We start from the raw sequence: 24,124 nt of genomic DNA, 5'->3' as shown, positions 1-24,124 counted from the left end.
ACCCCGCCCGCGAACGGGCGAGAGGTGACGGTGGCGGAACACGGGCGGGTCCGGCTGATCGACGTGGCGCGCGAGGCGGGGACCTCGGTCTCGACCGTGTCGCGGGCGCTCAACGGCTCCGACCTGATCTCGCCGGAGGTGGTCGCGCACGTCCGCACGGTGGCCGACGGGCTCGGCTACCGGGCGGACCGGCGGGCGCAGGAGTTCAAGCTCGGCCGTCCGCGGACCGTCGGCGTGACCGTGCCCGACCTGACGAACCCGTTCTTCTCCGAGGTGCTCAAGGGGCTGGCCGCCGCGGCCCGTGCGGACGGCCATCGGCTGCTGATCGGTGAGAGCGGCGAGGAGCCCGCGGAGGAGCTGCGGCTGGTCGAGGAGATGGCCGACCACTCCGGCGCGCTGGTGCTGTGCAGTTCCCGACTGTCCCGAGCCGGCCTGGACAAGGCGCTGGCCCTGCCGCTCCCCGTCGTCTGCATCAACCGCGCGGTCAAGAACGCCGGCGTGGTCGCGATCGACTACCGCGCCGCGAGCCGACTGCTGCTGGAGCACCTCACCGGTCTCGGCCATCGCAGGGTCCTGTACGTCGGAGGGCCGGCGTCCTCCTGGTCCGACGGTGAGCGCCGCCGCACGCTGCGCCGGACCGCGCGGTCGCTGGACGTCACGCTCGACGAGGTCGACGGCGGCTGGTCCGGCCACCACGGCTATGACGCGGGCCCGACCGTGCTGGCCAGCCGGGCGACCGCCGTGATCACCTTCAACGACCTGGTCGGTGTCGGGCTGCTCAGCTGGCTGCACGACAACGACGTCGACGTTCCCGCCGAGCTGTCGGTGACGTCGTACGACGACATCCCGATCGCCGCGTACTCGCGGCCGCCGCTGACCTCCCTGCGCAACGAGCGGGCCCGCCTCGGCGAGCTGGCCTGGAAGCAGTTGGCCGCGCGGCTCGCGGGCGAGGAGTGGCCGCGGCCGGACCTGCTCACGCCTGAGCTGGTGGTCCGCGGTAGCACCGGTCCGGTGCGGCGACGAGCGCGGATCAAGGTCGGCTGAACTCCTTCCCACAAACGTTTGCACAGCATGTGGACAGGTCGGTGACCTCGGTGGCCCTCTCGGGTTAGGTTCTGGGCATGCTGCCGTCACGGATTCTGCTGGGGACGGCGTACTACCCGGAGTACCTGCCGCGGGCGCTGGCCGGACGGATCGACACCGATCTGGACCTGATGGCCGCCGCGGGGATCACCGTGATCAGGGTGGGCGAGTCGGTCTGGTCGACCTGGGAACCGCGCGACGGGGTGTTCGAGCTGGAGTGGCTTCGGCCGGTGCTCGACGGTGCCTCGGCGCGGGGGATCGGGGTCGTGCTCGGGACACCGACGTACGCCGTACCGCCGTGGTTGCAGCGGGCTCACCCGGAGATCGCGGCCGAGCGCCGTACGGGCGAGCGGGTGCCGTGGGGTGTGCGCCAGGAAGTCGACTACCACCAGCCCGCGTTCCTGTTCCACGCCGAGCGGGTGGTGCGGCGCGTGGTCGGGCACTACCGGGACCATCCGGCGGTGATCGGGTACCAGGTCGACAACGAGCCGGGGCTGCTGCTGCCGCACAACGAGAGCACGTTCCAGGCGTTCGTGGCCTCGCTGCGGGAGCAGTACGGGTCGGTTGAGGCGCTGAACGAGGCGTGGGGGCTGACGTACTGGTCGCATCGGTTGAGTGAGTGGTCGGAGCTGTGGCGACCTGATGGCAACAGCACGCCGTCGTACGACCTGGCCTGGCGGAGGTTTCAGGCGGGGCGGACGACGGACTTCATCGGGTGGCAGGCGGATCTGGTCCGCGAGCTGCGGCGGCCTGGGCAGTTCGTGACGACCTGTCTGGCGTACAGCCGGGCGGCGGTGGCCGACGTGCCGCTGACCGAGCGGCTGGATGTTGCTGCGGGCAATGTTTACGTGCACGTGCAGGACGGGTTGGACCGGCCGGCGGGTCCTCAGCGGTTCGAGCCGGGGTGGTTCGGGCGGAGTGTTGCGGAGCTCTACCTGTCGGCGGACCGGATCCAGGCGTCGCGACAGGGGCCGTTCCTGGTGACCGAGACGAACTCGACGTCGATCGGTGGCTCGCAGCTCAACCATCCGCCGTACGACGGGCAACTGCGGCAGCTCGCGTGGGCGCTGGTGTCGCGTGGTGCCCAGCTGGTGCAGTACTGGCACTGGCACTCGATTCATCACGGCGCGGAGACGTACTGGGGTGGGATTCTCGGGCACTCGCTGGAGCCGGGGCGGGTGTATCGGGAGATCGCTGCGCTGGGGGCTGAGCTGGTTGCGGCTGGTGAGGTTGTTGCGGGGTTGCGGCCGGAGGTGGATGTCGCGGTGCTCTGGTCGACCGAGAGCGACTGGGCTCTGCAGTTCCAGCCGCCGCTGGCGCACGCCGGTGGGGTGCCGGATGTGGGGTCGTACAAGGCGATCGTCACGGCGTTCTACACGGGTGTGGTGGACGCTGGATTGAGGCCGGGGGTCTTGGCGGCCGAGCATCTTGCCACTGCTGGAAATGTACCTGTGCTGGTTGTGCCTGCTTTCTACACCGCGTCGGATGATGAACTCGATGCGCTGGTGGAGTACGCGCGGGCGGGTGGGCATCTCGTGATCGGCCCGCGTACGGGGTACGGCGATCCTGAGGCGCGTGCTCGGGCGGAGGTGGCACCGGGGCGGCTGCGGGAAGCGGCCGGGGTGCACTACCTGGAGTTCGAGAACCTGCTCGAGCCGCTGCCGGTCGATGGGTTGGCCGGGCACGCGACGCGGTGGGCTGATGGCCTGGTGCTGGACGATGGCGAGGCGCTGGCCTGGTACGAGCACCCGGGTGGCGGGCGGCGGCCGGTGGTCACGAGCAAGCAGTTCGGCGACGGGCGGGTGACGTACGTCGGCACTGTGCCCGACGCGGCACTGGCGCGGTCGATCGCCGAGTTCGCCGGTGGTGCCAGCGGATGGGAGTTGCCTGCGTCGGTGACCGCGTTGTCCGCGGTGAATCCGGCCGGTGAGCGGCTCTGGTTCGTGCACAACTGGTCCGGCGATCCGGTGGACGTGGTGGTGCCGAGCGCTCTGACCGACGTGCTCGCTGAGCAGCGGGTCGACGAGCTGATCCGGCTGCAAGCTCGGGACGTGCGGGTTCTGAAGGAGGACGCCTGATGTACTTCGAGGATCTCGAACCCGGCACCGGCCGGCGGGAGCCGCGCGCGTGGCTGCACTCGTCCGCTCCGGAGCTGAGCCTCAACGGCACGTGGCGGTTCAAGCTGTCGGCCGGTCCCGCGCAAGCGCCGTACGACGTGATGTCGCCGGCGCTGGCCGACGACGACTGGGACGAGCTGGTCGTGCCCGGGCACTGGGTGCTGCAGGGCCACGACCGGCCGCGGTACACGAACACCGCCTTCCCGTTCCCGATCGACCCGCCGCGGACGCCCGCGGCGAATCCGACCGGCGACCACCGGCACTGGTTCGACCTGCCGGCGGAATGGCCGGACGGAAGCGCCGTACTGCGGTTCGAAGGCGTCGAGTCGTGCTTCAAGGTCTGGCTGAACGGCGTCGAGCTCGGCACGTCCAAGGGCAGCCGGCTGCCGAGCGAGTTCGAGGCCGGGCCACACCTGCGGCCGGGGCGGAACCTGCTGACCGTGCGCGTGCACCAGTGGTCCTCGGGCAGCTACCTCGAGGACCAGGACATGTGGTGGCTGCCGGGGATCTTCCGCGACGTGACGTTGCGCAGCCGCCCGGTCGAGGGCGTCGAGGACGTCTTCGTCCACGCGGGCTTCGACCACGTCACCGGCGAGGGAGCGCTGCGGGTCGACTGCGTGACCAGCGGGTCGTACGACGTGCGAGTGGTCGTGCCGGAGCTGGGACTGGACCTCGCACCGGGGGAGACGGTCGTTGTCCCGGGCATCGATCCCTGGTCGGCCGAGATCCCGCGGCTGTACGACGCGACTGTCGTTTCTCCCGGTGAGACCGTTGCGCTGCGCATCGGGTTCCGAACGGTCGCGCTGGTCGACGACCAGCTGACGGTCAACGGGCGGCCGCTCTTCTTCCGGGGCGTGAACCGGCACGAGCACGACGAGCGCCACGGCCGCGCGATCGGGTTCGAGGCGATGCGGCAGGACCTCGTGCTGATGAAGCAGCACAACCTGAACGCCGTACGGACTGCGCACTACCCGCCGCACCCGGCCTTCCTGGACCTGTGCGACGAGCTGGGGCTGTGGGTGATCGACGAGTGCGACGTCGAGACGCACGGGTTCATCTACACCGGCTGGGAAGGCAATCCCGCGGACGACCCGGACTGGGCGCCGATGATGCTGGACCGGATGCGGCGGATGGTCGAGCGGGACAAGAACCATCCGAGCGTGGTGATCTGGTCGCTGGGCAACGAGAGCCACCGCGGTCGCAACTTCGGCGTGATGGAGGCGTGGGTGCGGGAGCGCGATCCCGGCCGGGCGCTGTTCTACGAGCGGGACCGGAGCTACGAGTTCTCGGACTTCTACAGCTTGATGTACACGCCGTTGGACGAGCTGGAACGGATCGGTACCCGGACCGAGGAGGTGCCGGCGGAGATCGCGCCCGAGCTCGAGGCGCGGCGGAGGGCGTTGCCGTTCGTCCTCTGCGAGTACGCGCATGCCATGGGCAACGGTCCGGGCGGGTTGGTGGACTACCAGCGGGTGTTCGAGAAGTACCCGCGGCTGCAGGGCGGGTTCGTCTGGGAGTGGATCGATCACGGGCTGCTGCTGCCGGGGGCCGTTGATCCCGTGTACGGCGGTGCGTTCGGCGAGAAGGTGCACGGGTCGAACTTCTGCATCGACGGGCTGCTGTTCCCGGATCGGACGCCGTCGCCTGGGCTGACGGAGTACAAGAAGGTAATCGAGCCGGTGCGGATCACCGGTCCGGACCCGCTGAGGATCGAGAACCGGCAGGATTTCGCGACGCTGGACCACTTGACGTTCCTGTGGAGTGAAGAGGTGGAGGGGGTGGAGGTCGCTGGGGGAGTGCTGGAGGTCCCGGAGGTTGCGCCGGGTGCGGCAGCTGAGGTGTCGCAACCTGGGCTTGCGGGTGAGGTCGCGGTGGCCGGGGCTTCTGGTGGCGAACGGTGGTTGATAGTGCGCGCTGTGCTGGCGAAGGACGAGGCGTGGGTGGAGGCTGGGCACGAGGTTGCGTGGGCGCAGTTTCAGTTGCGAGGTGCCGAGGTCTCGCCGGTTGCGTCAGGTGACCGGGTTGTCGAGGACGGGGAGTACCTCAGGCTCGGGCCCGGCGTCTTCGACCGGAGCGGTCAGTTGATCGAGCTGGCGGGGATGCCGGTCGAGAGCCCCCGGCTGGATCTGTGGCGGGCGCCGACGGACAACGACAACGGGCAAGGCGGCACCAACGGCGTCACGAATGAGTGGCGGGCCGCAGGATTGGACCGGCTGGTGCATCGGGCTGACCACTTGGAGGTTGGCGAGCGCGAGCTGCTGGTGCGTGGCCGGGTCGCGCCGGACGGGCTGGGGCTCGGGGTGCGGGTTTCCTACCGGTGGACCAGCGTGCGGCAAGGCCACGGCCGCGACGCCGCGGCGGGAGGCGCATTGCGCCTGGAGGTCGAGGTTGAGCCAGAAGGCGGTTGGCTTGGGCCGGGCGCGACGATCAAGCCCGTCTGCGAGAGCTGGCCGCGGGTCGGTGTGCGGATGGCGTTACCCGCGGCGATCGACCGAGCGAGCTGGTTCGGCGGGGGACCAGGCGAGGCGTACGCCGACAGTCGCCAGGCAGCGCGGGTCGGCAGGTACACAGCGAGCGTGGACGACCTGCAGACGCCGTACGTCGTACCGCAGGAGAACGGCTCGCGGATCGACGTCCGCTGGGCCGAGCTGACCGATGCCGAAGGCAACGGGATGCGGGTCGACGGTGAGGCGTTCTTCCAGCTGACGGCGCGGCGGTGGACGACCGAGGATCTGGAGCAGGCGAAGCACCGTAGCGACCTGGTCGCACGCGACCAGGTCTACGTCAACCTCGACCTCGCCCAGAACGGACTGGGGAGCGCGTCGTGCGGCCCGAGAGCGGCGCAGCAATATGTGCTCGCTCCCGGGCCGTACTCGTTCGCGGTGACGTTCCGGCCGCTCAGCGTGGAGTGACGAAGGTGATGTAGGTCGAGTTGCCCTTGTCGACCACGCCGGAGTTGGCACCGAGCTGAACCTGCCCGGCCGGCACGTCCCGCTTGAAGAGCAGCAGCCGCTGGTCGGTCGTGCCGACGGTCTCGCCGGTGCGGGTGAAGGTGCGCAACCACTCCGGCCACCACACCCCCTCGCCGCGGGGATCGAACGCGACGTACACGGTCGCCGGCCGGCTCACGTCGAAGGTCAGGTACGCCGGACTCGTGTTCTTCGAGTCGTCGTTCGCCCCAGGGACGAGCGCCTGTCCGGTCAATTCCGTAGGCAGGTCCGTCACCGTGTAGCTGCGGTCGACGTAGATCTGCGCTCCGGCCTGAGCCTTGACCAGGTTCTGCAACTTGTCCGGCGACTTCACGGTCACCAGGTCGCTCTGCAACGGCGGTTCACTCCTCCGTACGCCGAGCAGCCGCGTCCCGACCGTCTTCACCGCATCAGCAGCCCGACCGGTCAGCGGCGCGAAAGCGAACGACGACAGCGGCACCGCAACCCGCTCGACGACGTACGAACGACCGGCCACGACAGGCGCGGTGACGATCTCGTCAGCGGTCGGCCCGACGACGGCCCGCCCGCTCCGCTCGTCGACCACCCGGATCCGCTCCCCGGCCCAGGGATTCCGGACCCGCAGCGACTCCTTGCTGTCGGCCTCGATCCCGACCATGCTCGGCACGCCGTCGCGCACCTCGGTGCTGATCCGATGCCCACCCGCGATCTCGACCGACCCGGCGACGTCCCACCCGCTCGGCCAGGCCGGCGCGACGTGCACCACCCCGTCGTACGACTGAACGAGCGCTTCCTGGAGACCGGTCGTCAGCACGCCGCCCCACTCGTTGTAGAAGCTCTGCTGCCGGACCGCCTCCCGCCCGGTGCGGTGCACGGTGAAGCCGTTCGGGAAGATCTGGAAGTCCTCGATGCCCTTCAGCAGCAGGCGTTTGACCTCATCGGCCTGCCCGAGCCGAGCAGCCCACGTGCTGTCCATGCCCCAGTCCTTGTCCTGCGGATAGACGCGCTGCCGGTACGTCGCCTGCAGCAGCTCCGAGTTCTCGTCGAAGAGCCCCCAGGGCCACAGCGCCTCCAGCTCCGGGTTCTGCGTGTTCTGTGGCGCCTCGTCGGTCCCGGACCAGGCGAGCACCTGCTCACCGCCGCGTTCGATCGTCCGGAACGGCGGGAGCTTGGCCACCGCGTCCCGCAGCCGCTTCGCCAGCGCGCGATCCCCTTGCGAGTCCGCGAGATCGGCGACGATCGGGAAGACGACTCGCATCCCGGCGAGGTCGGGCGTTGGGTCAGTCGTGTCCCACTGCACCTCGAGCGCGTTCACATGTTCCAGGTGCAGATAGCCGTCCGTGCCACGCTTCAGCACGGACAGGTGGAACTCGACGATGTCGCGCATCAACGGGTACGCCCGTTCGAGCAGCGCGCGGTCGCCGGTGTAGCGGTACTGCTGCCAGAGGTTGTTCACCAGTTCCGGCCCGCTGCTCAGGATCCGCTTCACCCAGCTCGGCTCGCCCGTGCTGTCGCAACCGTCGGCGGTCCCGTCGTACCGGAGGAACTCGGGCACGCAGGTGCCCTTCGCCCCGACCCAGTGCGTGCGCGTCCACTCCTTCATCGCGGCGGCCTGGTCGAGGTAGAACCGGAAGTACGGCGAGTTGAACTCACCGAGACCGGCGCCGAGGTTGGACGAGACCAGCATCCGCAGGTTGAAGTGCCAGTACGAGTCCTGCGCCCAGTCGGCCTGGTCCTTGGCCGAGGAGAACATCCGGACGACGGCGCCGTGCGTGCTCGGTACGGCGGACCGCATCGACGCACCCATCGTGTAGAGCTGCAGGGTGCGCAGGTTCTCGACGTACTCGCCGGAGCCGTCGGCCGACGTGATGCGCAGCGGCGCGGCCTTCGCCCAGAACGCGTGCCACCACTCCGTGTGCCGCCGGGCCGACTCGTCGGCGCTCCTCAAAGCCTTCTGAGCGGCCGCGGCGACGTCACCACCGGTGTACGCCGGTACGCCGACCACGAGCCGGAACGAGCCGTCCGCGTTCGGCCGGAAGGTGAGGCGCACGGTCAACGGGTCGACCACCGTCGCCGATACCCCACGAGCTCGGGCGGTGAGCGCGGCGACGGCGCCCGTCGTACTGCCGGAGGCTTTGTCGTGGAACGTCTCGGCCAGTGCGGCGACGGCATTCGCGGCACTGGCGGTCGGGGTGCGGCCGTCCCAGAGTTTGAGGTCGGCGGTCTGTTGCTTGCCGGGGTCGGCGCCGGTGACCTCGAGGACGAACTGGTCCGCGTCGGCGCGGATGTACGAGCGGGCGGACATCCCGCCGCCGCGCTGGACCACCTGGCCGTCGTACAGGGCGAGACGGCCGGTGTAGTCGTCGGCACGCATCAGCGGGTCGAGACCCGGTACGACGAGGCGGCCGGCGGACTTGAGCTCGGGGAAGGTGTCGACGCGGTTGAGCTGGGCGGTGTAGCCCTTCTCCGCCCAGACCGCGGCGCCGAGCGTTCCGTTGCCGAGCGGCATCGCCTGGTAGGCCTGCCAGGCCGGCCCTTCCTGGACCAGGTCCGAGCGGGCGACCAGACCGGCCGGATCGGCGCGCAGCGCGCCGTTGTGCCACGCGGTGGTCGCACGATCCGGCGGAGCTGACGGGCCGGCGGTGGCGAGTGAGCCGGTGGTGGCGGCGAGCAAGGTGACGAGCAGGGGCAAGGTCCAGCGAACAGGCTGCATCACGTCAACCTCTCCCAGAGCTCGGCGGGTAGTGGGTGTGCCCACAGGGCGGCGTTCTCGCGGACCTCGTCCGCCGTCGAGCAGCCGATCAGGACGCTCGTCACCGCTTCGTGGGTCGCGGGGAAGCGCATAGCTGCTGCCTTGAGCGGTACGCCGAACATCGTGCAGGTCTTCGCCATCTGCTCGACCCGTTCCACGATCTCCGCGGATGCGGGGTGGTAGTCGTAGGTCGATCCGCCGGCGAGGATGCCCGAGTTGAAGACCCCGCCCGCGATCACCGCGACGTCCCGCTCCGCGGCCGCGACGAGTAGGTCGTCGGCCGCCGACCGGTCGAGCAGGGTGTAGCGGCCGGCGATCAGGACCGCGTCGATTCCGGTGGAGCGGACGAAGCGGGCGGGCATCGCGGCGCTGTTCATGCCGATGCCGATGGCACCGATCACACCCTGGCTGCGCAGGTCGTCGAGCACCGGGTAGGCCTCGTCGAGTGCCTGCCGTTCGTGGTGGTCGGGGTCGTGCAGGTAGACGACGTCGACGTGGTCCAGGCCGAGCCGGGTGAGGCTGTCTTCGACCGAGCGCGCGATGCCGTCACGGCTGAAGTCGTACTTCACCGCACCGCCGGCCTCGTCCACCACCCGCCGCCCGGCCTTCGTCGACACCGTGTACGACGTGCGCGGTAATCCGGCGAGTCCTTTGCCGAGTCGCCGTTCGGCAGTTCCCGCACCGTACAGGGGAGCGGTGTCGAAGTACGTGATCCCGGCATCGATCGCCGCCCGCAAGGCGGCCTCTGCTCGGGCGTCATCGCCGGGCTCGTTCCCGGCCAGCGGCGCGGTGCCCAGTCCCAGAGGTTCAAGTTGTTTCATGGGCGCGGCTCGATCAGGTACTCGACGCCGGCGGTCGTCCGGAACTCGACCACACCGTCCTCCGGGCGGCCGAAGGCGACCGGGCCTCGGGTCGACTTCACATCCACGCGGCTACCGGTGCGCAGCTTGAGGCGGTTGCCGAGCAGCGACCTGATCCTTGCCTTGGTCAACTTCCCGTCGGCCCACGACAGCTCGACCTCGAAACCTCCACGCGCCCGCAGCCCGCTGACCTTGCCGGTGCCGAACGCCGTCGGCAGGCACGGCAGCAGGGCGACCTCGCCGGAGTGGCTCTGCAGAATCATCTCGGTGAGACCCGAGACCCCGCCGAAGTTGCCGTCGATCTGGAACGGCGGGTGCAGGTCGAACAGGTTCGGTGCGGTCCGCCCGGGCGCGATCAGCTGGGTGAGGTGCTTGTACGCGTTGTCCGGTTCGAGCAGGCGCGCCCGCAGGTTCAGCTTCCACGCCAGCGACCAGCCGGCCGTGACCGCCGGTCCGCGCAGCTCGAGCGACTTGCGTGCCGCGTCCGCGAGCTCCGGCGTACGGCGTGGGGTGATCTGGTCGCTCGGGAACACCGCCCACAGGTGCGAGACGTGCCGGCTGGTCTCGGTCGCGGCCTCCTCCCAGTCGATCAGCCACTCCTGGATCTGGCCGAGGAAGCCGATCTGGATCGGGGGCAGCTTGGCCCGCGCCGCGGCGGCCTGGGCCGCCATCGACGCGTCATGGCCGAGCAGCTGCGAGGCCTGGCCGAAGACCTTGAACAGGTCGTGCAGGATCTCGCCGTCCATCGTCGGTCCGGCGCAGATGCTGACGCCGTTGTTGTCGTAGTCGTGGTGCTTCAGTTCCGGCGAGTGCGACGGGCTGGTCACCAGATAGCCCGTCGCCGCGTCGGTCTGCAACTGGTCGAGGAAGAACTCCACCGCACCCCGCAGTACGGGGTAGAACTTGCGCAGCATCGCCACGTCGCCGGTGTACTCGTACCGCTCCCAGAACAGCAGCGACAACCACGCGCCGCCGGTCGGCCAGACGCCGTAGAAGGCGAAGTCCACCGGAGCGGTGCCGCGCCAGCCGTCGGTGTTGTGGTGCGCGACCCAGCCCGGTGCGTCGTACATCAGCTCGGCGGTGCGCTTGCCGGTCTCGGCCAGCTCGCCGATCATCTGGAACATCGGGTCCCAGCACTCGGCCAGGTTGGTCGGACCGGCCGGCCAGTAGTTCATCTCGGCGTTGATGTTCAGCGTGAACTTCGACTGCCACTCGGGCAGCATCTTGTAGCTCCAGATCCCCTGCAGGTTGGCCGGCTGGCCCGGGCTGCGCGAGCTGGAGATCAGCAGGTAGCGACCGAACTGGTAGTACAGCGCGGCCAGTTGTGGGTCACCACCGTTGCGGAAGGCCACGATCCGCTGGTCGGTCGGCAGCGCGATCGCGTCCGACGTCCCGAGGTCGATGTCCAGCCGGCCGAACAGCCGCCGGTAGTCGCCGACGTGCTCCTGCCGCAGTCGCCCGTACGCCGGTTGCCGCAACTTCGTCAGCGGCGCGAGCGCCTTGGCGACCTGGTCGTCGGTGACGTCGTGGTAGTTGCGGTAGCTGGTGCCGATCGACAGCAGCAGGGTCACCTCGTCGGCGCCGTCCACTGTGAGCTTGCCGTCGGCAACGGTCGTGCTGCCACCGTCGGCGAACGCGCGGAGCAGCGCGCAGAACTTCACCGAGCCGGTCAGGCCCTCGGCGTCGCCGCTGATGCCGTTGAGCGCGAGGGTGGTGTCGTCGAAGCGGTCGACGGTCGCCGCCTGCGGGGTGGTGTAGGTGGTGCTGAAGGACAGCTTGCCGGGCTGGTCCGCGGTCAGCCGGAGGACCAGGACCTGCGCCGGGTGGCTGACGAAGACCTCGCGGCGGTAGCGGACCCCGCCGGAAACGAAGCTCGTCGACGTGATCGCGGTGGTCAGGTCCAGCTCGCGCCGGTACTCGGTGACGTCGGTCTCGGTGATGCCGGGGAAGGTCAGCTCGAGGTCGCCGACCGGCTGGTACTGCATCTGCTCGGTCGGGCGGCCCATGAAGTGCTCGTCGGCCAGGTTCTGCGCTTCGAGGTACTTCTCCTCGGCGATCAGGCGACGGATCTCCGGCAGGACCTCCTTGCCGACCGGGTCGTCGTACTGGTGCGGGCCGCCGGCCCAGACGGAGTCCTCGTTGAGCTGCAGGCGTTCGGTGGCGGTGCCGCCGTACACCATCGCACCGAGGCGGCCGTTGCCAATGGCAAGTGCTTGGAGCCACTCGACGGCGGGCTGCTGGTACCAGAGCTTCAGCGGGTTGGTCTCGGGGCGGGAAGGTTCGGGAACGGCAGCCGCGGTGAGCGGATCGGTCAGCGCGCCGGCGGCTAGAGCAGTGCCTGCGGCGGCGCCGGCGGTCTTGAGGACCTGGCGCCGGGTGTAGTCGGACATGGTGCTCCCTGTCTTCGGGCGGGGTGGGAGTAGGTACGTCGTGCGGTGCCGCCGAACACGTCGTCGTGCGCGGCGGGAGGAACGAGGGTGGTGAAGAGGCGGATCGTCTCGGCACGGCTGGATCGCAGCGTGCAGACAGGCCAGTCGGAGCCGAACATCAAGCGGTCGCTGCCCAACAGGCCGAGCAGGAAGTCGATGTGGGCCGCGAGGTCGTCGGGCGGGAGATAGGCGCCGGAGAGTTTGACGACGACGTTGCCGGTGTCGGCGAGTGCCTTCATGCCGTCGGCCCAGGCCTCGCCAGGCGGATTGCCGAGGTGGTCGATCACCAGTCGCGCGTCGGGTACGGCGGCAGCCAGCTGAGCGGCGCCGGGGAGCGCGGACGGGCGGAGCAGCAGGTCGACGGCGAGGTCGGCCTGCGCGGCTGCCTGCACACCGCGGACGAAGGCGGGATCGGTGAACGCGGACGGATCGTGCTGATCCGCGGGCGGACACCGCACTCCGACGAGCCGATCGGCGAGTGCTGCGAACTGTGCGGTGAGGTCCTCCCGCAGGTCGAACCATCCGACAACACCCAGCACTTCCGGGTGTTCCTCGGCGAGGGCCAGCAGGTCATGGACCTCAGCCGGATCGGCATCGGCCTGGACCAGCACGCACTCCGGCACGACGCCACCGGACGCCTCACGCAGGTCCTCCACCAGGTAGTCGCGCCGGAGTGGGTGGCCGGCGGGCAACCAGGGCAGTTGCCGCCGGGCGAGGTCCCACACGTGGACGTGAGCGTCGACGGTGAGGGGGGGAGCGGGCGGCTCAGTCATGGCGGGCGGCCGGTCTCGTGATCGAGCTTTCGCCGCGGGCGTGGGCGGAGAACAGGCGAGCAGCATCCTCCGGATCGTTGGCACCCAGTACGTCGACCAGATCGTGGTGGCGGCGGGCCATCAGCCCCCAATCACCGGCGTACATCGCGTTCGACACCACCTGCAGGCTCCACAGCGCCGGCTCGAGTGCCCGCCAGACGCGCAGCAGCATCGAGTTGCCGCTGACGGCGAGGACCTGGCGGTGGAACCGCAGGTCGGCCTCGCGGAAGGCGCCGATGTCGTGGTGCTCGGCGGCCTCGATCATCCGGGCGACCTCGATCCGGAGCAGTTGCAGCTCCTCCTCGGGGACGTGCCCGGTCGCCCGCCGGGCGGCCGCGGTCTCCAGCAGCACCCGGACCTCGCGCGCCTCGCGGGCCTCGACCTGGGAGATCTCGGTGACGAAGTTGCCGAGCCTCGGCCGGTACGTCACCAGCCCCTCGTGCGCCAGCCGCCGTACGGCCTCGCGAGCCGGGGTCTGGCTGGTGCCGAGCACCCGTGCGATCTCCGACTCGACCACGCGCATCCCGGGGGCGAGCTCGCCGGACAGTATCCAGCCGCGGATCGCCTCGTACACCCGGTCGGACAGCAGTTCGGTGTCGTTGGCCGGCGGAGGCGGCGGTTGCGTCGAGCGCAACGCGAGCCCGCCGCCGGTCCGGTAGTGGTGCTGCTCCTCGCGCCGCCGGCGGGCGACGGTCGACTGGGACACCCCGTACGCCGCGGCGACCTGCCGCGTCGACGGCTGCCGGTCGGCCGGCAGCGCGGTGGCCCAGTCCAGTTCGCCGACGAGCTCCGCCGCGTCGGCCAGGCTGCCGGACAGCACCCCTCGGCCGTCCCCGCCGGGCCGTTGAGTGGACCGCTGGGTGGACTGTCCGGTATCGGCCATCGATCCGGCGGGCAACGCACCCAGCCGGACCCGGTCGACCATCCGCGGCCGGCCGCTGCGCATCCCGTCGTCGAGGCCGGCCATCCCCATCCGCAGGAACCGGCGCCGCCACTTGCCGACCGTTCCCGGGGTCACCGTGAGCGCGTCGGCGACGTCCTTGTTCGAGTGCCCCTCCGCGCAGGTGAGCACGATCCGGGCGCGCAGGCGCATCGCCTCGCTGGTGGTGGGACCGGTGGCGAGATCGGTGAGCGCGGTGCGCTCGGCCGCCGACAGGGTCAGCGGCGACTTGGGACGTCCGGCGTCGGGCATGGCTCGATACTGGCCCCGCAGTGCCGGATCTGTCGAGAGGCGATGGTACGGACTTCTGACTCAAAAGCCCGGATAAGCCGTTTATATATTGACACTTGAGCGCGGCCCCCTGCATTGTCCATCGCTAGTGAGGCCTGGCTCGTTCCGGAGCCAGGACGTTCGGTAGGAGGACCCGATGTCTCGTTCAGCACGCCGCACTCTCGGCGTCGTTCTCGGTGCCGCGATCCTGGTGGGCGCGGCGTCCTGCGGGGGTGGAGGCTTCAGCGACGAAGGCTCCTCGGGAAGCAGCACCGGCTCGGTCCGGATGCTCGTCAACATCACGCCCAACCTGACCAAGGCGTACTGGGAGGGGCTGGTCAAGCCGTTCGAGGACGCCAACCCCGGTGTCGACGTCAAGATCGAGGCGCCGACCGGCGTGGGCGTCAAGGACACCCTTCCGCAGCTGCTCGCGGCAGGCAACGCCCCGGACGTCGTCGAAACGCTGATGGCCGACAAGACGCTGGCCCCGCAGATGCTCGACCTGACCGACCAGGCGTGGACCAAGGAGACGCCGCTGGCCGAGCAGGCCGCGCTGGACGGGAAGGTCTACACCGTCGGCGTCGGTCAGCAGGCGCAGTCGCTGGTCTACTACAACAAGGACGCCTTCGCGAAGGCCGGCATCACCGCCGTACCGAAGACCCTGGACGAGCTCGACGCCGCGATGGCCAAGCTGAAGGCCGCCGGGTACCTGCCGCTGCAGACCGCGGGCGACTACGTGACCGGCCTGCAGCTGCTCCAGCTCAGCGACCCGGTGATCGCCTCGGCGCACCCGGACTGGTACCAGAAGGTCGCGAGCAAGGAACTCACCGTCGGCAAGACGATGCAGCCGCTGCTCGAGCGCTACGCGTCCTGGATCAAGAACGGGTACGTCGACAAGAACGCGCTCGGCCTCGACGACGTGAACGCGCAGACGAACTTCCTGTCCGGCAAGTCCGCGATGTACGTGATGGGCAGCTGGTTCGTCCGGACCGCCGAGGACGCCAAGCCGAAGTTCGACCTGAGCGTCTTCCCGGCGCCGACCGAGGCCGGTCAGCCGAGCCCGGGTCCGCAGGGCGTGACGATGGCGGCGCCGTACATGGTGCTGAAGTCGACCGAGCAGCGTGACCTGTCGCTGAAGCTCGTGCAGTACCTGGTCACCGACCAGAAGGCCGTGCAGAGCCAGCTGTCCCAGGACGGCAACTTCCGCAAGGGCTTCACCGAGGTCCTGACCCCGCTCGGCAAGGACGTCCAGGCGATCCTCGACCAGGCGCCGAAGCAGGTCGCGCAGGGCGAGGGCTACGGCGCGACCACGCTGCCGCAGGGCTTCAACGGCGAGTGGAACAAGGCCGTCCAGAGCCTCTACACCGGCAAGAGCGCGCAGGACGTGGCGACCCGGATCGACAGCTGGATGGGGTCCAAGTCGTGAGTACGCCGGCAGCGGCCGCTCGCCTGCGGGACCGGCTGACCACGGCGAGCATGGTCGGTCCCGCGCTGCTGCTCTTCGTCGTCATGCTCGTGGTCCCGGTCGGGTTGTCGATCTACCTCAGCCTGACCAACTGGGACGGCTACAGCGCGAACCCGGCCCTGGTCGGGCTGCGGAACTACGCCGACCTCGCCCGCAGCGACGAGGCGATCCGCGCGGGCTGGGTCACCCTCCTGATCGCGGGCGTCGGCACCGTCCTGCTCAGCGTGCTGGGTCTGGGCTTCGCCCTGCTGGTGAACGCGGCGTCCCGGCTGAACGCGTTCTTCCGTGTCGTCCTGTTCTACCCGCACGTCCTGAGCGCGCTGGTGGTCGGCTTCCTGTGGAGCGCCGTTCTCGGTACGTCGGGCGTCGTGAACGGCTTCCTCACCACGCGCGGCGCGGAGGTGCTGCCGTTCCTGTCGAACCCGAACTGGGCGCTCGCGACGCTGATCGGCGTACTGGTCTGGGCCGGGTTCGGCGTCAACGTCGTGCTCTACCTGGCTGGGCTGCAGACGGTCTCGAAGGAACTGCTCGAGGCGGCCCGGATCGACGGCGCCTCGCCGCGGCAGACCTTCCTCAACGTGACGCTGCCGGCCCTCGCGCCGGTGGTCACGGTGAACCTGGTGCTCTCGCTGGTCAGCCTGCTGAAGACCTACGACCTGGTCGTCTCGCTGACCGGCGGCGGCCCGGCCGGCACGACGCAGACCGCGGCGTACCTGATCCTGTGGGACTCCTTCCACAACAACGCGCTCGGCTTCGGCTCGGCCCAGTCGGTCGTCCTGATGCTGGTCACCGCGGGCCTCGCGCTCACGGTCGCCCGCCTGCGCTCCCGCGCGGACCAGGGGGTCAAGGCATGAGCGCCATCCGCCTCGCCAGAGTCCGTACGACGACCCGCCCTGCTCCGGCCCGCCTGAAGGTCCGCGGCGCCGGCCGGATCGCCTTCCTGACCGTCGTCAGCATCCTGATGCTGATCCCGCTGTACCTGCTGGTGGTCAGCGCGTTCAAGTCGCAGCAGGACATCCTCGCGCACCCGTTCTCGCTCTCGCCGGACCTGCTGACGACCGAGTACCTGCAGAAGGCCTGGAACAACTCCGACTTCGACATCCTCAAGGGCTACGCCGTCACCGCGCTGTTCGTGGTCTCGGTCAACGTGCTGTCGATCGCCCTGGCCGGCCCGGTCTCGTACGTGATCGCCCGCCGGACCGAACGCCGCTTCCGGATGCTCCTGCTGCTGTTCGTCGCCGGGACGTTCATCCCCAGCCAGGTGCTGGTGATCCCGGTCGTCTACACGCTGAAGTACCTCGGCCTGATGGGCACGATCCCCGGGTTCGTCCTGTTCGAGACCACGCTGACGCTGCCGTTCTCGATCTTCCTGTACGCCGGTTACATCATGACCGTGCCGGCCAGCCTGGACGAGGCGGCCGCGGTCGACGGTGCCGGCAAGCACCGGATCTTCTGGTCGATCGTCTTCCCGCTGATGAAGCCGGCGGTCGTCACGATGGTCATCCTGAACACCTTCTCGGTGTGGAACGACTTCGTGAACCCGCAGATCATCCTCGGCCCGGGCAGCGGGCTCTACACCGTCACCACCGGCGTGTACGCCGCGGTGAGCCAGTACTCGACCGACTACACGGTCGTCTTCCCCACGCTGCTGCTGGCGGTCGCCCCGCTGCTGGTGGTCTTCGTGCTGCTCCAGCGGCACGTCATCAGCGGCCTGACCACGGGGGCGACGAAGGGATGACGACGATGACCACCGCCCCCGCCGTGGCCCCGCCCCGGGTCGTCGCGGCCACCCCGGTCGGCAGCCCGCCGGCCTGGGCGATCATGCAGCGCCGCCTGTTCGACGTGATGGACGAGGGCTGGTGGCTGTTCCGCGAGCGCTACTGCAAGCCCGACGGCAGTCTCCGGTACGCCGGGGAGGTGCCCAGCCGCGACGGCGCCGACGACTTCTACGAGGCGTTCGTGAACTGGCCGGTGCTCTACCAGCTCGGCGGCGCGGACGACCTGCTCGAGGTGTCGAAGTGGCACTGGGAGGGCGTCACCCGCCAGCTCACCGACCTGGGCTTCCTGGTCGACGAGTTCGAGCGCGGCTACGACTGGTTCCACCTCGGCGAGTCGATGATCTTCTTCTACGCGCTGTGCGCCGCCGACCCGGCCGACGAGGTGTTCCGCGAACGCGCGTACCGGTTCGCCGACCTCTACCTGCCGGGCTCGCCGACCGCGAACTACGACCCGGAGCACCGGATCATTCGCGCGCCGCACAACGGTGCCGGCGGGCCGCGCTGGGGGATCAACGACGAGTGGCGCTCGTTCGGCGCGAACCTCGCGAGCATGAAGCCGTTCGGGCTGCCGCTGGCCGGCGTACCGGGGATCGAGACGTGGTCCGACCTGGAGGATCCGGCCAAGGCGGACCTGATGGGTGCCGAGATGATGCGCCGGCTCGGTGCCGGTGACGCCGCGGTGAACCTCGCGGCCACCACACTCGCGGCCAACGCGTGGCTGTACGACCACAACGACCGGTTCTCGAACTGGACGCTGGAGTACCTCGACGCCTGGCACGAGCGGGCGAAGGCCAACGGCGGGATCATTCCGGACAACGTCGGCGCGAACGGGATCGTCGGCGAGCTGCACGACGGTCGCTGGCACGGCGGGAACTACGGCTGGGCCTGGCCGCACGGCGTCTACAGCGTCGGCTCGGCCGCCTGCGTCGCCGCGCTGAACGGCGTACTGCTGACCGGTGACGCGAGCCGGCTCGATCTGGCCCGCGAGCTCCTGGACCACCTGTACGAGCGGGGAGTCACGGGCACCGTCGACGGGACGCCGATGAGCATCCGCGACCGCTGGCAGGCCGAGCTCGGCGACGACACCGCGACACCGACCCTGCTGATCCCGAACCGGTACGGCGAGGAGGGCTGGTTCGACTACCAGCCGCCGCAGCTCGGCCTCCCGATGTGGCTCTACCAGGCCGCGTTCGACCCGGCCGACGGCGACCGGCTCGCTCGGCTGCGGCAGCGCAGCGGCTACGACTGGCGGACCGTGCGCGACTTCCGCAACAAGGAGGACGCCGGTCACGAGGCGCCGTGGCTGGCGTACCTGGCGGGGGACAACCCCGGCTACCCGGAGGCGATGCTCGGCGTCGCGCTCTCGCAGGTGCAGCGCCGGATGGACCTGATGGCCGCCGACCGGACCGACCCGGCCGACATGCACGTCCACCACTGGCAGCGGCACAACCCGGTCGCGACCGAGGCGCTGCTCCAGCTCACCACAGGGACGCCGCAGATGCTCTACAACGGCGGGCTGCTGCCGTTCCGGGTGCTGTACGTCGACCCGGAGCGTGGCCGGCCCGGTCTGCCCGCGGACGTGTCCGCGTTGGTGGACACGGTCGAGCCGGAGCGGACCGGGTTGCAGCTGGTGAACCTGTCCGCGACGAGGACGCGGCGGGTCGTCGTACAGGCTGGTGGGTTCGGTACCGAGCGGATCGACGAGGCGACGGTGTCCACCGCGACCGGCGTCTATCCCGGACCGGCACCGGCCTACACCTCCCCGGCCCCCGCGGCCGGGACCGAGACGATCGTTGTCGACGGCAACCGCATCGAGGTGGTCCTGCCGCCCGGCCGGATGATCCGGCTCGAGCTGCGGCTGACCCCGAACGCGTACCGGGCCGCGCACGTCGCGCTCCCGGTCACCTGACCTCACAGCCTTCCCCGAGAACACCACCACGAGTAGGAGACAGATCTTGAGCAGCGATGTCGAGCAGGCCCCGGTGACGCCGGAGTCTCCGGTCTGGGACCTCCCGGTCCGCGGCGACGACCCGCCGGTGGCCGATCCCGACCTGGTGCAGCGACTGTCCGCGATCGGATCGGCCACTGCCTGCGCTCGCTTGCACAACCAGGGCATCCGGCGCACCTTCGTCGACGGACCGACCAGCATGTCGCCCGGCGCGAAGATCGTCGGCCGGGCCCTCACGCTGCAGTTCATGCCGCAGCGCGAGGACATCGCCGACGGGCAGTCGCAGGAGTACATCGAACGCAGTACGGCGCTGTGGGCCGTGCTCGACGAGGTGCAGCCCGGCGACGTCCTGGTCGTCCAGGCGTACGGCAGCCACACCACCGGCTGCTTCGGCGACATGCTGGTGCGCTACTTCAAGCTCCGGGGCGGTGCCGGCATCGTGGTGGACGGCCGGATCCGCGACGTTCCCCGGGTCTCCGAGCTGGACGTCCCGATCTGGTCGACCGGCGCCACCCCGCACTACGCGTCGCAGGCCGAACTGTTCCCGTGGGCGTACAACGTCCCGGTCGCGGTCGGCGGCGTCCTGGCCCTGCCCGGTGACCTCGTGGTCGCCGACGACGACGGTGCCGTCGTCGTGCCGCGGCGGCGGGCCGAGGCCGTCGTGCAGGCCGCGGCCGAGCACGACGAGTGGGAGAAGTTCAGCCGCCGGCGGATCGACGAGGGCGCTCCGCTGCGCGACTACTACCCCCTGAACAGCAAGACCCGGCTCGAGTACGAGCGCTGGCGCGCCACGCAGAACGGCAACGGCGCCGGCGACTGATCTTTTTTCCCCGAGAGGACCCCGCCCAGATGTCCAGAAACACACGAAGGCGTACGGCGCTCGGCGTCGGCGCCGGGGTGGTCGCGGCCGCCCTGGTGACGGTCGCCGCCGTCCAGTTCAGCGCCCAGACCGCCGAGGCGGCCAAGTGCGCCAAGTTCTGGGTCGCCCCCTATGGCAACGATTCCGCCAAGGGCACCGAGAAGCAGCCGTGGAAGACCGTCACCAAGGCCCGCGACGAGATCCGCGCGAAGAAGCTCAACCAGTCGATGACGTGCGACGTGACGGTCAACCTCAAGGCCGGCACGTACCCGGTCGACAGCACGATCAAGCTCGACCAGCGCGACTCCGGCAGCAACGGCCACCAGGTGATCTACCGCAGCGCGGACGGTCCCGGCCAGGCGACGCTGTCCGGTGCCGAGGAGATCACCGGCTGGCAGCCGTACAAGGACGGCATCTACAAGGCCAAGGTGGACGCGTCGAAGCCGTTCTACACGTTGTTCGAGGGCGGTCAGCGCGCCACCAACGCCCGCTACCCCAACCGCGGGACCGACGACACCTGGTCGCCGTACCTGACGTCCATCCTCTACGAGGAGGACAAGATGGACGTGCACAACTGGCTGTGGGGCAAGCCGGGGGACTGGGATCCGTCGTGGGACATGAGCCAGGCGTCGGTGACGATCTGGTCCGGTGGGTCGTGGAGCTGGTTCACCGACACCATCCCGCTGCTCGACACGAACTTCACCAAGACCCAGACCACGCTGAAGTACTGGACCCGGTACGCGATGGTGAACAGCCGCGGCGGCTCGCGGTACTTCTTCCAGAACTCGCTGAGCTTCCTCGACCAGCCCGGTGAGTACTACCTGGACTCCAAGGCCGGCGAGGTCTACTACAAGCCGCGCGGCGGATCGATGGACGGCGTGAAGGTGCTCCGGCCGACGGTCAGCACGGTGCTCGACCTCGCGGGCGCGTCGGCCGACGACCGGCTGCACGACGTCGCCTTCGACGGGCTCGGCGTGCAGTACTCCGACTTCCTCAGCTGGTACCGCAACGGCTGGGTGGCCGGTGGCGACGCCGGTGAGCCGCACAAGTACCCGGAGTACGACCGGCAGATCGAGATGCCGCGGAACCGGTTCGGCGCGGTCCGGCTGACCAACACCAGCAACATCGACCTGACCAAGCTGCACGTGTCCGACACCGGCTTCACCGGGATCTACCTGCTGTTCGCCAACGACCACGTGAAGATCGCCGACAGCCTGCTGGAGAACATCGGTGCCGACGGCATCAAGGTCGAGGGCGGCTGGCCGGGTGAAGGTGACCTGAGCAACCACCACACGATCACCAACAACTACATCTCGCACATCGGCGAGCTGGTGCCGGGTGACTCGGCCGGGATCGAGCTGATGGACACCGGCAAGAACAAGATCGAGAACATCGTCGTCCGGCACAGCGCCCGGTACGGCATCAGCCTGGAGTCGCGGCCCGAGGTCAAGGACGGCGACCAGTACACCGACGGCAACAGCTTCAAGTACATCCGGCTGGAGGAGACCGGGCTGGACAGCGGCGACATGGGCTCGTTCTACAGCTACGGCGTGGGCAACCAGGATCCGCATCCGATCAAGAACACCGTCGACCAGATGGTGATCGGCGACGTCATCCCGGACCCGTCGATGCCGGACGCCGGCGGCACCCGCGGCGTGCACATGGACGCCGGCGGCTGCGGCTACTCGTTCAGCAACGTCCAGGTCGGCAAGGTGACCGACCAGAAGTACCAGTCCTACCAGTGCAACCAGGTGACGAACGCCGACTGGGCGGCGGACTTCGACGCCTCGAAGATGGAGTACGACAAGATCGGCGTTTTGCCGAGCTTCCCGTACGACGTCCCGCAGAACTGACTCCGCCCCGGCGCGGCCGGTCGGACCCACCCGACCGGCCGCGCCTTCTTCCGGACCAGCAGGCAAAGCTTTTCCCGCTGGATCGCCCACCGCCCCGAGTGGAAGGAAGCCACAGATGTCCCCCAAACCCCGTCTCGGCGCGAGGTCCGGCCTGGTCCTCGGCGCCGCAGTCGGTCTCGTCCTGCCCGCGCTGGTGCTCGGCAGTGGCGCGGCGCTCGGCGTCGCGCCGGCCGCGCTCGGTGGAAGCTCCGATGCAAGCAAGTGCCCGTCGTTCTGGGTCGCTGCCGATGGCAACGATCAGGCGGCGGGGACGAAGGCCAAGCCGTGGCGGACCGTGGAGCATGCCCGCGACACGGTCCGCGCCCGGCGGGCGGCTGCCGGCCAGGGCTGTGTCCCGGTGGTCAACCTCCGGGCCGGGACCTATCAGGTGGACAAGACGATCACCTTCGACGACCGGGACTCCGGAGTGACCTACCGCAGCGCGGACGGGCCGGGGAAGGCGGTGTTCGACGCCGCTGAGGAGGTGACCGGCTGGACGCCGTACAAGGACGGGATCTTCAAGGCGTCCGTCGACGTCAAGCAGCCGTTCTACACCCTGTACGTCGACGGGAAGCGCGCGACGACCGCACGGTTCCCGAACCGGCGCAGCGACGAGGAGTGGGCGCCGTACCTGCGCTCGACCTTGATCGATCCGTCGAAGGAGGCGGTGCGCGATCAGATCGGGTTCGCCGACGGCGACATCGATCCGGCCTGGGACCTGAAGCTGGGCACCTCGTGGCCGGCGCAGGTCGTGGTCTGGTCGGGTGGCTCGTGGTCGTGGTTCACCGACACGGTGCCGATGCTGGACATCAACTTCACCAAGCGCCGCTCGACGCTCGTCTACCCGACCCGGTACTCGATGGTGAACTCCGGCGGCGGTTCGCGGTACTTCGTGCAGAACTCGCTCAGCCTGCTCGACCAGGCCGGTGAGTACTACCTGGACTACGCGGCGAAGCAGCTGTACTACAAGCCGGCCGGCGGCACGATGGACAACGTCAAGGTGCAGCGCCCGACGCAGACCGAGGTGTTCAGCATCGCCGGTGCCTCGGCGAAGCGGCGGGTCGAGAACCTGACCCTGGACGGTCTCGCGATCCGGCACACCGACTTCATGGAGTGGTACCGGTACGGCTGGAACGGCACCGGCGACTCCGGGATCAAGCACAAGTACCCGAAGTACGACACGCAGATCGAGCTGCCGCGCAACCGGTGGGGCGCGATCACGCTGACCAACACCCGTGGGGTCCGGCTGACGAACCTGCACATCTCGCAGACCGGGTTCACCGCGATCGAGCTGCTGTTCGCCAACGAAGGCACGACGGTCTCCGGCAGCCTGCTCGAGCACCTCGGCAACGACGGCATCAAGGTCGAGGGCGGCTGGCCGGGCGAGGGAGACCTTGCCCACGGCAACACCTTCACCAACAACTACGTGCACCACGTCGGCGAGCTGGTTCCTGGTGACTCCGCCGGTGTCGAGATCGTGAACAGCGGCGGCAACGAGATCAGCCACACCGTCGTCGAGCACGGCGCCCGGTACGGCATCAGCATCGAGTCGCGGCCCGAGATCCCGAACGCGGACAACTACACCGGCGCCAACACCGTGCACCACGTCCGGCTGTCGCACCTGACCAAGGACAGCGGCGACACCGGCCCGTTCTACGCGTACGGCGTACGGAACGAACCGCCGTACACGCCGGACGCGCAGGTCTCGCAGTTGATCATCGACGACGCCAACGCCGACCCGTCGATGCCGGACCAGAAGCCGTACGGCGTGCACATGGACTTCGGCGGCTGCGGGTTCGCGTTCTCGGACATCAAGGTGACCAACACCGAGAGCGATCCGTACCACGGTCCGTCCGCCGGCCCCTGCGACACCTTCGCCAATGTCAGTTGGGAGGACGGCTTCGACGACTCCCGGATGCAGTACGACCAGATCGGCGTGCTGCCGTCCTTCGCCTACGAGAAGCCCTGAGG

Annotated in this window: 15 protein-coding genes; 10 read left to right on the top strand and 5 right to left on the bottom strand. The window is 69.5% G+C overall.

Features of this window, described 5'->3' with window-relative positions; translation table 11 throughout:
- Window positions 1-30: 30 nt before the first annotated feature.
- The 3 genes from ACYVIO_RS36935 (at window position 31) to ACYVIO_RS36925 (ending at window position 6,112) form a co-directional block, all read left to right on the top strand.
- The gene (locus tag ACYVIO_RS36935) at window positions 31-1,044 is read left to right on the top strand and encodes a LacI family DNA-binding transcriptional regulator (protein ID WP_460655639.1); all 1,014 of its coding nucleotides are present in this window, start codon (window positions 31-33) and stop codon (window positions 1,042-1,044) included.
- Between the two features lie 77 nt (window positions 1,045-1,121).
- Window positions 1,122-3,161, top strand: a complete 2,040-nt coding sequence (locus ACYVIO_RS36930; protein ID WP_460655638.1) for a beta-galactosidase — start codon at window positions 1,122-1,124, stop codon at window positions 3,159-3,161.
- Window positions 3,161-6,112, top strand: coding sequence for a glycoside hydrolase family 2 TIM barrel-domain containing protein (locus ACYVIO_RS36925; RefSeq protein WP_460655637.1), 2,952 nt, complete (start codon window positions 3,161-3,163; stop codon window positions 6,110-6,112). Before ACYVIO_RS36930 ends, ACYVIO_RS36925 begins: the two co-directional genes overlap by 1 nt.
- On the opposite strand, the gene ACYVIO_RS36920 is transcribed toward ACYVIO_RS36925, so the two are convergent.
- Genes ACYVIO_RS36920 through ACYVIO_RS36900 form a run of 5 tightly spaced genes read right to left on the bottom strand, consistent with a single transcriptional unit; the run spans window position 6,099 to window position 14,193 of the window.
- Window positions 6,099-8,861 carry a glycosyl hydrolase family 95 catalytic domain-containing protein gene (locus ACYVIO_RS36920; protein WP_460655636.1) on the bottom strand — a complete coding sequence of 921 codons (2,763 nt, stop codon included), beginning with the start codon at window positions 8,859-8,861 and terminating at the stop codon, window positions 6,099-6,101. The two genes, ACYVIO_RS36925 and ACYVIO_RS36920, sit on opposite strands and share 14 nt — an antisense overlap.
- Entirely contained in the window at window positions 8,861-9,721 is an 861-nt protein-coding gene (locus ACYVIO_RS36915; RefSeq protein WP_460655635.1) for an aldo/keto reductase, read from the bottom strand. The genes ACYVIO_RS36920 and ACYVIO_RS36915 overlap by 1 nt, the downstream gene beginning before the upstream one ends.
- Window positions 9,718-12,150, bottom strand: a complete 2,433-nt coding sequence (locus ACYVIO_RS36910; protein WP_460655634.1) for a glycoside hydrolase family 95 protein — start codon at window positions 12,148-12,150, stop codon at window positions 9,718-9,720. The genes ACYVIO_RS36915 and ACYVIO_RS36910 overlap by 4 nt, the downstream gene beginning before the upstream one ends.
- Entirely contained in the window at window positions 12,087-12,962 is an 876-nt protein-coding gene (locus ACYVIO_RS36905; protein ID WP_460655633.1) for an amidohydrolase family protein, read from the bottom strand. Before ACYVIO_RS36905 ends, ACYVIO_RS36910 begins: the two co-directional genes overlap by 64 nt.
- A complete protein-coding gene (locus tag ACYVIO_RS36900) occupies window positions 12,955-14,193 on the bottom strand; it encodes a GntR family transcriptional regulator (protein WP_460655632.1) in 1,239 nt (412 codons plus the stop codon). Before ACYVIO_RS36900 ends, ACYVIO_RS36905 begins: the two co-directional genes overlap by 8 nt.
- 175 nt (window positions 14,194-14,368) lie before the next feature.
- On the opposite strand from ACYVIO_RS36900, the gene ACYVIO_RS36895 reads away from it, so the two are divergent.
- The 7 genes from ACYVIO_RS36895 (at window position 14,369) to ACYVIO_RS36865 (ending at window position 24,122) form a co-directional block, all read left to right on the top strand.
- Window positions 14,369-15,637: an ABC transporter substrate-binding protein gene (locus ACYVIO_RS36895; protein ID WP_460655631.1), complete on the top strand. Its 1,269-nt coding sequence runs from the start codon at window positions 14,369-14,371 to the stop codon at window positions 15,635-15,637.
- The gene (locus ACYVIO_RS36890) at window positions 15,634-16,530 is read left to right on the top strand and encodes a carbohydrate ABC transporter permease (RefSeq protein WP_460655630.1); all 897 of its coding nucleotides are present in this window, start codon (window positions 15,634-15,636) and stop codon (window positions 16,528-16,530) included. The genes ACYVIO_RS36895 and ACYVIO_RS36890 overlap by 4 nt, the downstream gene beginning before the upstream one ends.
- The gene (locus ACYVIO_RS36885; RefSeq protein WP_460655629.1) at window positions 16,527-17,414 is read left to right on the top strand and encodes a carbohydrate ABC transporter permease; all 888 of its coding nucleotides are present in this window, start codon (window positions 16,527-16,529) and stop codon (window positions 17,412-17,414) included. Before ACYVIO_RS36890 ends, ACYVIO_RS36885 begins: the two co-directional genes overlap by 4 nt.
- Before the next feature lie 5 nt (window positions 17,415-17,419).
- Window positions 17,420-19,363: a hypothetical protein gene (locus tag ACYVIO_RS36880; protein ID WP_460655628.1), complete on the top strand. Its 1,944-nt coding sequence runs from the start codon at window positions 17,420-17,422 to the stop codon at window positions 19,361-19,363.
- A 46-nt stretch (window positions 19,364-19,409) separates the two neighbouring features.
- Entirely contained in the window at window positions 19,410-20,222 is an 813-nt protein-coding gene (locus tag ACYVIO_RS36875) for an RraA family protein (protein ID WP_460655627.1), read from the top strand.
- 29 nt (window positions 20,223-20,251) lie between these two features.
- On the top strand, window positions 20,252-22,114 hold the full coding sequence (locus tag ACYVIO_RS36870) for a right-handed parallel beta-helix repeat-containing protein (RefSeq protein WP_460655626.1): 1,863 nt from the start codon (window positions 20,252-20,254) through the stop codon (window positions 22,112-22,114).
- A 115-nt stretch (window positions 22,115-22,229) separates the two neighbouring features.
- A complete protein-coding gene (locus ACYVIO_RS36865; protein ID WP_460655625.1) occupies window positions 22,230-24,122 on the top strand; it encodes a right-handed parallel beta-helix repeat-containing protein in 1,893 nt (630 codons plus the stop codon).
- Window positions 24,123-24,124: the final 2 nt, after the last annotated feature.

The organism is Kribbella endophytica (assembly GCF_054781295.1).
This window is presented reverse-complemented; position numbering and strand designations above follow the sequence as displayed.

Coding starts and splice junctions, on each gene's coding strand:
- ACYVIO_RS36870 (WP_460655626.1), top strand. CDS start 20,252: ATGTCCAGAAACACACGAAGGCGTACGGCGCTCGGCGTCGGCGCCGGG.
- ACYVIO_RS36910 (WP_460655634.1), bottom strand. CDS start 12,150: ATGTCCGACTACACCCGGCGCCAGGTCCTCAAGACCGCCGGCGCCGCC.
- ACYVIO_RS36900 (WP_460655632.1), bottom strand. CDS start 14,193: ATGCCCGACGCCGGACGTCCCAAGTCGCCGCTGACCCTGTCGGCGGCC.
- ACYVIO_RS36925 (WP_460655637.1), top strand. CDS start 3,161: ATGTACTTCGAGGATCTCGAACCCGGCACCGGCCGGCGGGAGCCGCGC.
- ACYVIO_RS36880 (WP_460655628.1), top strand. CDS start 17,420: ATGACCACCGCCCCCGCCGTGGCCCCGCCCCGGGTCGTCGCGGCCACC.
- ACYVIO_RS36885 (WP_460655629.1), top strand. CDS start 16,527: ATGAGCGCCATCCGCCTCGCCAGAGTCCGTACGACGACCCGCCCTGCT.
- ACYVIO_RS36905 (WP_460655633.1), bottom strand. CDS start 12,962: ATGACTGAGCCGCCCGCTCCCCCCCTCACCGTCGACGCTCACGTCCAC.
- ACYVIO_RS36865 (WP_460655625.1), top strand. CDS start 22,230: ATGTCCCCCAAACCCCGTCTCGGCGCGAGGTCCGGCCTGGTCCTCGGC.
- ACYVIO_RS36915 (WP_460655635.1), bottom strand. CDS start 9,721: ATGAAACAACTTGAACCTCTGGGACTGGGCACCGCGCCGCTGGCCGGG.
- ACYVIO_RS36895 (WP_460655631.1), top strand. CDS start 14,369: ATGTCTCGTTCAGCACGCCGCACTCTCGGCGTCGTTCTCGGTGCCGCG.
- ACYVIO_RS36930 (WP_460655638.1), top strand. CDS start 1,122: ATGCTGCCGTCACGGATTCTGCTGGGGACGGCGTACTACCCGGAGTAC.
- ACYVIO_RS36920 (WP_460655636.1), bottom strand. CDS start 8,861: ATGCAGCCTGTTCGCTGGACCTTGCCCCTGCTCGTCACCTTGCTCGCC.